Below are 7,585 nucleotides of genomic sequence, written 5' to 3' on the forward strand. Positions count from 1 at the left end.
AGAAAGGGAAAGACCTGTGGACTCTGCCGCGATACTCTCCCGGTATGGACGATGTCGAGGTCCGTGAGCTGCGGTATTTCCGCGCGGTCGCCGAGGAGCTGAACTTCTCCCGCGCCGCCGAACGGCTCGGGATGGCGCAGCCACCGCTGTCCCGCGCGATCCGGCTGCTCGAGCGGCGGCTCGGGGTGCAGCTCTTCGAACGCACCAGCCGGCACGTCTCGCTGACGCCGGCCGGGGCCGTCCTCTTCGCCGAGTCGGCGAAGGCGCTGGACGCCGTCACCGCGGCGGTCCGGCGGACGCGGCGGGCGGCACAGCAGACGCCGGCGCTCGTCGTCACCGCGAAGCCGGGCGTCGCCACCGATCTGCTGCGGCGGATCGCCGACGCGCACCCCGACCCGGTCGACGTGCGGGTCAGCGGATTCGGCGAGCAGGCGGAGATGCTGCGGGACGGCCGGGCCGACGTGGCCGTGCTCGGCTGCCAGAGCGGCACCCACCACGGCCTGGACGTCGAGGTGCTGTTCAGCGAGCCGCGGGTGGCCGCCCTGCCGTCGGGCCACGAGCTCGCCGGCCGGGCCGTGCTGACCTGCGCCGACTTCGCGGGGCGGCCGACACCGTGCTGGCCGCTCTCCTCGGCCGCGGACCGGGCGTACTGGTCCGGGCAGGACGTGACCGGCGGGCCGGTGACGCCGGGGCCGATCGTGCACGACAGCGCCCAGCTGCTGGAGACGGTCGCGCTCGGGCTGGCGGTGGCGCTCCTGCCGGCGTCGGTCGCCGAGCTGAGCGCGCGGGACGACGTCGTCTACCGGCCGGTCGTCGACGCGACACCGTACGCGCTGGCGCTCGCCTGGCCGGCCGGGGCGCGTGACCCGCGGATCGCGCGGTTCGTGCGGACGGCCACCGAGGTCAGCGAAGCACTACCTCGGCCGGAAGCTGTCCCGGCGGGGTGACCGTGTGGATCACCGGCGGCACCCGGACGTCGTCGGCCGCGAAGGCGGCGCGCACCTGCTCGACGTCGGCGGTGGCCATCAGCTCGGCCAGCTCGTCGGCGCGGGCGAGGGTGGCCGGGGGAAGTTCCACGGTGTCGTCGAGCGCGCCCCAGATGTCCCACTGGAGCATCTCGTGCTTGTTGAGCGCCGCGAGGTCGCGCACGAGGTTCTGCCACGCGTACGGGATCCCGCGCAGGAACGGCACGTCGAGGTCCGGGTTGACGACCACCAGGGCCGGGTCGAGCTCGCCCGCGCGGATCGCGGTCCACGCGTCGGGGCCGGTCCGGAAGCGGTCGCGGGGGACGTCGAGGAGGTCGAGCTGGACGTCGTCCACCGGGTCGCGGAAGCCGGGTGGCAGCTGGGCTTCGACCAGGCGCCAGCCGTCGGCGGTGCGGACCTCGGCGACGACGTGGTCGAGGTACCAGCCGGGGATCAGGTAGCTCGCGAACCCGACGCGGGCGCGGGCCGGGATGCCGTGGTGGCGCGCCATCGAGACGAACAGCAGCGTGAAGTCGCGGCAGCAGCCGACGATCCGGTGCAGCGGCGGCCGCGGCTCGCTCGGCGGGGCCGGGTCGAGCTCGCGCAGGCGGGCCCACATGTCCGCGGCGTACCGCAGGGTGATCTCGTCGTTGCGGGCGGCCGGGAACCCGTGTTCGGTGATGGGGCCCGAGCCCCAGTAGTGGAACACCAGCCCGCACGCCGCTTGTCGCAGGGCGGCGAGGTCGCCGGGAGTGGCGTCGAGCCAGGCGGCGTGCGGGCCCGGGTCGGTGAAGCGGCTTTGGCTGACGTAGAAGTCGTCCATAGCCGGTGAAGCTAGCGAAAGTTCAGGCGGATTGAACAGCCAGTTCGCCGCGGAACGTCGAGCGGTACGCGCTCGGCGACACCCCGAGCGCCGCCTGGAAGTGCTGGCGCAGCGAGGCCGCCGAGCCGAATCCCGCTTCGGTGGCGACGCGGTCGACCGGGAGGTCCGTCTCCTCGAGGAGCTGGCGGGCGCGCTCGATGCGTTGCTGGGTCAGCCACTGCAGGGCCGAGATGCCGACCTCCTCGCGGAAGCGGCGGGTGAACGTGCGCGTGCTCATCGCCTCGCGGGCGGCGAGCTCGCGCAGGGTCAGCGGCCGGTGCAGGTTCTCCAGGGCCCAGGCTCGCGCCGCTTTGGTCGACGACGTGCGGGGCTCCGGCACCGGCCGCCGGACGAACTGGGCCTGGCCGCCTTCGCGGTGCGGGGAGACGACCGTGCCGCGGGCGACGTCGTTGGCCACCGCCGCGCCGTGGTCGCGGCGGATCATGTGCAGCACCAGGTCGATGCCGGCGGCGACGCCCGCCGAGGTCAGGACGTCGCCGTCGTCGGTGTAGAGGACGCACGGGTCGACGTCGACCTCGGGGAAGCGCTCCTGCAGTTCCTCGGCGGAGCGCCAGTGGGTGGTGGCCCGGCGGCCGTCGAGGAGGCCGGCCGCGGCGAGCACGAACGCGCCGGTGCAGATGGACGCGATGCGGGAGTCCGGCGGGATGCGATCGAGGGCGGCCTTGAGCGGCGGGGTCAGCACGCGCGCCATCGGCTCGTACTCGGCCAGGGACGCCGGGACGATCACCGTGTCGGCCTCGGCCAGCACCTCGGGGCCGCGGTCGACCGGGATGGCGATGTCCGCGTCGGTGCGGACGAGGCCGGGCTCGAGCGTGCAGGTCACGACCTCGTACAGCGGCTCCCCCGTCGCCGAGCGGGCCTGGCCGAACAGCCGGTGGACGATGCCGAGTTCCATCACGAGCATGCCGTGGCGGACCAGGACGGCGACGTGGTGGCGGTTCGGGTGAGCGAATGCGGCCATGGCTCGATTCTTGCACATGTTGGCTATCAGGCCACTCGATCGAGCCACGCGGTGGCGTGATCATCGAGGACATGAACGTGTTGTGGGTATTCGCGCATCCCGAGCCGCGCTCGCTGAGCGGGGCCCTCCGCGACGACGGACTCCGGACGCTCGGGGAGCTCGGGCACGACGTCCGGGAGTCGGATCTGTACGCCATGAAGTGGAACCCGGTGGTCGACGCGGGCGACTTCGGCGCCGAAGCCGAGGACGGGCGGCTGATCGTCGGGGCGACGTCGGCCCGGGCGCACGCGCGCGGCGAGCTGAGCGCGGACATCGTGGCCGAGCAGGACAAGCTGGAGTGGGCGGACGCGGTGATCGTGCAGTTCCCGCTGTGGTGGTACGGCTTGCCGGCCATCCTCAAGGGCTGGTTCGACCGCGTTTTCGTCAAGGGCTTCGGCTACGGCGTCCGCGCCGAAGACGGCCGGACCCTGCGCTACGGCGAAGGCCGGCTCGCGGGCAAGCGCGCGATGGTGGTGCTCACCGCGGGTGCCCGCGAGCCGGCCATGGGGCCACGCGGAGTGAACGGCGCCCTGGACGAGGTCCTCTTCCCCCTCCAGCACGGGACGCTCTTCTACGCCGGGATGTCGGTGCTGCCCCCGGTGCCCGTCTACGGCGCCGACCGCGTGGCGAACGAGGAGTTCGCCGAGGCGCGAAACCGGCTGCGCAAACGCTTGCGGACGCTGGCAACCGCGGATCCGATTCCCTTCCGCCCGCAGAACGGTGGCGACTACGACGAGGATCTGGTTCTCCGCCCCGACCGCGCACCGGGGATCACCGGCCTGGGCGCCCACCTCACGCGGGCAGGGTGAGCCGCTGCCCCAGCCCGCCGTCCACCGGGAGGTCGGCGCCCGTGGTGAACGTCGCCTCGAACGCCAGGAACAACACCGCCGCCGCGACCTCCTCGACCGTTGCGTGGCGCTTCAGCGGCGTTGTCTCGTCGCCGATCGCCTTGAACTCCGCCAAGACCGCGTCCGGCACGCCGGTGACGCCCATCGTCGGCGTGTCCGTGTAGCCCGGGCTGACCACGTTCACCCGGACTCCGCGCGGCGCCAGCTCGGCCGCGTACGTGCGGGCGAACGAACGCACCGCCGCCTTGGCCGCCGAATACAGCCCCATTCCCGCGATGCCCGCCTCGGCCGCGACCGACGTCGTGAACACGAACGCGCCACCGGGCCGGACCAGCGGGGCCAGCCTGCGGGCCGTGAAATACGCGCCCTTGGTGTTCACGTCGAACGTCCGGTCGTAGAGCTCCGGCGTCGCGTCCTCGTACGGCGTCAGCGTCGAGAACCCCACGTTGACGAACACCAGGTCCAGCTCGCCGAGCCGGTCCTCGGCCACCGCACCCAGCTCGGCGACGTCGGCCAGGCGCGCCGCGTCCGAGGACAGCAGGTGCGCCTTGCCCGGCAGCTTCCCTTCCAGCGGCGTCACGTCCCGGCCGGTCAGCAGGACCTCCGCGCCGCCGTCGAGGAGGGCGCGGACCACCGCCAGTCCCATGCCGTGCGTGCCGCCCGTGACGACCGCCTTCTTCCCCTGGTACTTCACCGGATCTCCTCGATGACGCTGGCGATCGCGTGCGCGCCGTGGCCCGCCGCGACCGCTCGGTCGAACAACTCCTGCAACACGGCGGGCACCGCCGTGTCGATGCCCTGCGCGCGGCTCGTCTCGACCAGCAGGGCGAGCCCGGCCGCGTTGATGTCCAAAGCGGACACGTCGGTCGCGTAGTCGCCGCTCGCGACCTGCTCGCCGATGCCCGGCAGGAAGCCGCCGACCGCCGACTGCCACGCCGTGGCCATCGGCGCGAACTGCGCCGGCGTGACGCCCTCCGACCCGACCAGGGCCAGCGCTTGCAGGTAACCGGCCATCGTCGACCACATCATGCCCAGCAGCGCCAGGTCGTACAGCGCCGCCAGTCCGGCGTCCTCGCCGAGGAACACCGGCGTCCCCAGCACTTCCAGCACGTCGCGTTGCGCCGCGAACGCCGGTTCCGCGCCGCCGTAGAGGAGCTGCGCCGCCGGTGTCCCGATACCCTGTGGGACGGCCATGATCACGCCGTCCACGTAGCCGATGCCTTCGGACGCGGCCCACTTCGCGGCGGCACGCGCCTGCTCCGGTGTGCCGGACGTGAGGTTGACCAGCGTCCGGCCGGTGAGGGCAGCCGCCTCGAGCACCGGCTGCTGAGTGTCGTATGTAGACAGACAACTGAGGACGACGTCCGCCGACGCCGCTTCCGCCGGGGTGGCGGCGAGGCGGGCACCGCGGTCGAGCAGCGGTCCCGCCTTGAGCGGCGACCGGTTCCACACCGAGACGTCGTGTCCCGCCCCCAAGAGCGCCCCGGCGAGGGCGGCGCCCATCCGCCCCAGGCCGAGCACGCCCACGCGTTTCTTGCTTTCTCCCATGGATTCCATGCTGCTGGCGCGCTTTACACTGGACAAGTACCGACTAATAAGTCAGGTACCCACCAAAACGTAAGGATCCTGCATGCTGGCGAGAACCTACCGCTGCGGACTGGACGCGGCCGTCGACGTGATCGGCGGCCGATGGAAGGCCCTCATCCTCTGGGCGCTGCACGCCGAGCCGCTGCGGTTCGGCGAGCTGAAGCGGAAAGTGGCGGGGATCAGCGAGAAAATGCTGATCCAGGCCCTGCGGGAACTGGAGGCGGACGAGATCGTGCACCGCGAGGTGTTCCACGAGATCCCGCCGAAGGTCGAATACTCGCTGACCGACCTGGGTCAGCGGCTGAACACGGCCCTGCTGCCGCTGGGCGACTGGGGCGAGGAGAACATGGCCGGCATCGCGAAACGCCGCGGTGTCACGCCGGCGCCACCGCATACGGCTTCAGCGTGATCGCGTTGCCCGCCTTGAGCGGCAGCTCCTCGATCAGCTTGCGCCACGGCAGGTACGGCAGCAGCCGGTAGTTCAGGTTGCGGAACCGCAGCCACCCGCGGGTCGGCGGGACGAACCACTTCCCGTTGCCCACGGCCAGTTTCTGGCACGCGTCGACGAAGCCGCGCATCTCGCGGGTGTAGGCGCCGAACGCCGTCGCGTGGTCGCCGCCGGCAGCCGCGAGTTCGCCCGCGAGCACGTACGCGCCGACGATCGCCAGGCTCGTCCCCATCCCCGAGAGCGGCGCGGCGCAGTACGCGGCGTCGCCGACCAGCGCGACGCGCCCGCGCGCGTACGAGTCCAGCTTGATCTGGCTCGCCGAGTCGAAGTAGAAGTCCGGCGCCTCCCGCATGGCCTTCAGCAGCGCCGGCGTCTCCCAGCCGACGTCGCGGAACGTCTCCTCGACGATCCGGCGCTGCTGCTCGACGTCGCGGTGGTCGTAGTCCAGCCTGTCCGAGCCGAACCACAGCAGCGCCTTGGCCTCGGTGTTGTCCCGCGCGCTGTAGACGCCGACGGTCCGGTTCGGCTCGTTGTAGAACCGGCCGACGCGGTCGAGGCCGAGGTGGTTCGGGACGGTGAAGATGGAGACGTAGTAGCCGAGGTCGTGGCGGAAGCCGGCCTCGTCGCCGAAGGCCAGCGACCGCACGTTCGAGTGCAGCCCGTCGGCCCCGATGACCAGGTCGAACTCGCGCGGCTCGCCGTGGGCGAAGGTGACCGTGACGCCGTCGCTGTGCTCGGTGAGGCCGGTGATCGAGTCACCGAAGACGTACTCGACGCCGTCGCGCGTCGCGTCGTACAGGATGCGCGCGAGGTCGCCGCGAAGGACTTCGAGCTCGCCGCTCTGGTACGTGGCGGGCGTGACCACCAGCGGCCGGTCGTCACTGTCCACATAGGTCACATCGCCCATCCGGGTCGCGGCCGCTTCGACCGCGCCCAGGAGGCCCATGCGTTCGAGAACCCGCAGGGACGCGCCGCGGAAGTCGACCGCGTAGCCGCCGTCGCGCAGTTCCGGAGTGCGTTCGACGACCGTCGGGACGAAGCCGTGGCGGCGGAGCCAGAAGGCCAGGGCGGGGCCGGCGACGCTCGCGCCGGAGATGAGGACTCGGTTGTTCTGCATGCCGAGAACGGTAACCCGGATTTGGGCGATCGCGCAAGGCGTCTGCCTAAGACGTTTGTGCTAGGGTGCGGGCATGGGCAACAAGGAGTCACTGCTGGCCGGCGCGAAGCGCTGCCTGTACGAGAAGGGCTACGCCCGCACGACGGTGCGGGACCTGGCCTCGGCGGCGAACGTGAGCATGGCGGCCATCGGCTACCACTTCGGTTCACGCGAAGCGCTGCTCAACGCCGCACTGATCGAGGCGAACCAGGAGTGGGGCGAAACGCTGGCGAAGACGCTGCAGGTGGAGACGCCGCCGGGCGCGTCGCCGGCCGAGCGGTTCGCGCTGATCTGGCAGCGGGTGATCGAGTCGTTCGGCGAGCACCGCCGGATGTGGGCGGTCAGCTTCGAGGCGTACTCGCAGCCGGACCTCGACGAGAACGTCCGTGCCCAGCTGGCGGACGCGCTCGAGCAGGCCCGCCACGGCCTGGCGAACCTCTTCCAGGGCCTCGACGACGAGAGCGCCGAGGCCCGGGCCGCCGGCACGGTGCACCAGGCCCTGCTGTCGGGCGTGATGCTCCAGTGGCTGATCGACCCGGGCCACGCCCCCTCGGGCGCCGACTTGGTGAGCGGCCTGCGCCTGATCGCGAAGGACGTCCTGACCTAGGTGTGATGTCCAGGGAGGTTGGTCAGCCGGGTGACCGGCGGCTTGCCGCCGGTTGAGCTGTGGGGTCGATGGTGATTGTAGAAGTGCAGCC

The 7,585-nt window shown here is 71.9% G+C and carries 9 protein-coding genes; 4 read left to right on the top strand and 5 right to left on the bottom strand.

The window, feature by feature from the left end; translation table 11 throughout:
- Positions 1-44: 44 nt before the first annotated feature.
- Positions 45-947, top strand: a complete 903-nt coding sequence (locus ACWDN5_RS34770; protein WP_449679261.1) for a LysR family transcriptional regulator — start codon at positions 45-47, stop codon at positions 945-947.
- Here the strand turns inward: ACWDN5_RS34770 and ACWDN5_RS34775 are convergent.
- Positions 904-1,788: a transglutaminase domain-containing protein gene (locus ACWDN5_RS34775; protein WP_449679262.1), complete on the bottom strand. Its 885-nt coding sequence runs from the start codon at positions 1,786-1,788 to the stop codon at positions 904-906. The two genes, ACWDN5_RS34770 and ACWDN5_RS34775, sit on opposite strands and share 44 nt — an antisense overlap.
- Before the next feature lie 22 nt (positions 1,789-1,810).
- Positions 1,811-2,809, bottom strand: coding sequence for a GlxA family transcriptional regulator (locus ACWDN5_RS34780; RefSeq protein ID WP_449679263.1), 999 nt, complete (start codon positions 2,807-2,809; stop codon positions 1,811-1,813).
- 71 nt (positions 2,810-2,880) lie between these two features.
- On the opposite strand from ACWDN5_RS34780, the gene ACWDN5_RS34785 reads away from it, so the two are divergent.
- The gene (locus ACWDN5_RS34785; RefSeq protein WP_449679264.1) at positions 2,881-3,657 is read left to right on the top strand and encodes an NAD(P)H-dependent oxidoreductase; all 777 of its coding nucleotides are present in this window, start codon (positions 2,881-2,883) and stop codon (positions 3,655-3,657) included.
- Here ACWDN5_RS34785 and ACWDN5_RS34790 read toward each other — a convergent pair.
- Both ACWDN5_RS34790 and ACWDN5_RS34795 read right to left on the bottom strand, forming a co-directional pair.
- On the bottom strand, positions 3,641-4,390 hold the full coding sequence (locus tag ACWDN5_RS34790; protein ID WP_449679265.1) for an SDR family oxidoreductase: 750 nt from the start codon (positions 4,388-4,390) through the stop codon (positions 3,641-3,643). The genes ACWDN5_RS34785 and ACWDN5_RS34790 overlap by 17 nt on opposite strands.
- Entirely contained in the window at positions 4,387-5,244 is an 858-nt protein-coding gene (locus ACWDN5_RS34795) for an NAD(P)-dependent oxidoreductase (protein WP_449679266.1), read from the bottom strand. Before ACWDN5_RS34795 ends, ACWDN5_RS34790 begins: the two co-directional genes overlap by 4 nt.
- An 82-nt stretch (positions 5,245-5,326) precedes the next feature.
- Between ACWDN5_RS34795 and ACWDN5_RS34800 the strand changes: the two genes are divergently transcribed.
- The gene (locus ACWDN5_RS34800) at positions 5,327-5,692 is read left to right on the top strand and encodes a winged helix-turn-helix transcriptional regulator (protein WP_449679267.1); all 366 of its coding nucleotides are present in this window, start codon (positions 5,327-5,329) and stop codon (positions 5,690-5,692) included.
- Here ACWDN5_RS34800 and ACWDN5_RS34805 read toward each other — a convergent pair.
- Complete coding sequence (locus tag ACWDN5_RS34805; RefSeq protein WP_310970999.1) at positions 5,658-6,848, bottom strand: FAD-dependent monooxygenase; 1,191 nt, start codon at positions 6,846-6,848, stop codon at positions 5,658-5,660. The genes ACWDN5_RS34800 and ACWDN5_RS34805 overlap by 35 nt on opposite strands.
- 73 nt (positions 6,849-6,921) lie before the next feature.
- Here ACWDN5_RS34805 and ACWDN5_RS34810 point away from each other — a divergent pair, with 73 nt between their 5' ends.
- Positions 6,922-7,494, top strand: a complete 573-nt coding sequence (locus ACWDN5_RS34810) for a TetR/AcrR family transcriptional regulator (RefSeq protein WP_449679268.1) — start codon at positions 6,922-6,924, stop codon at positions 7,492-7,494.
- Positions 7,495-7,585 lie beyond the last annotated feature (91 nt).

The organism is Amycolatopsis sp. NPDC003731, assembly GCF_053586895.1.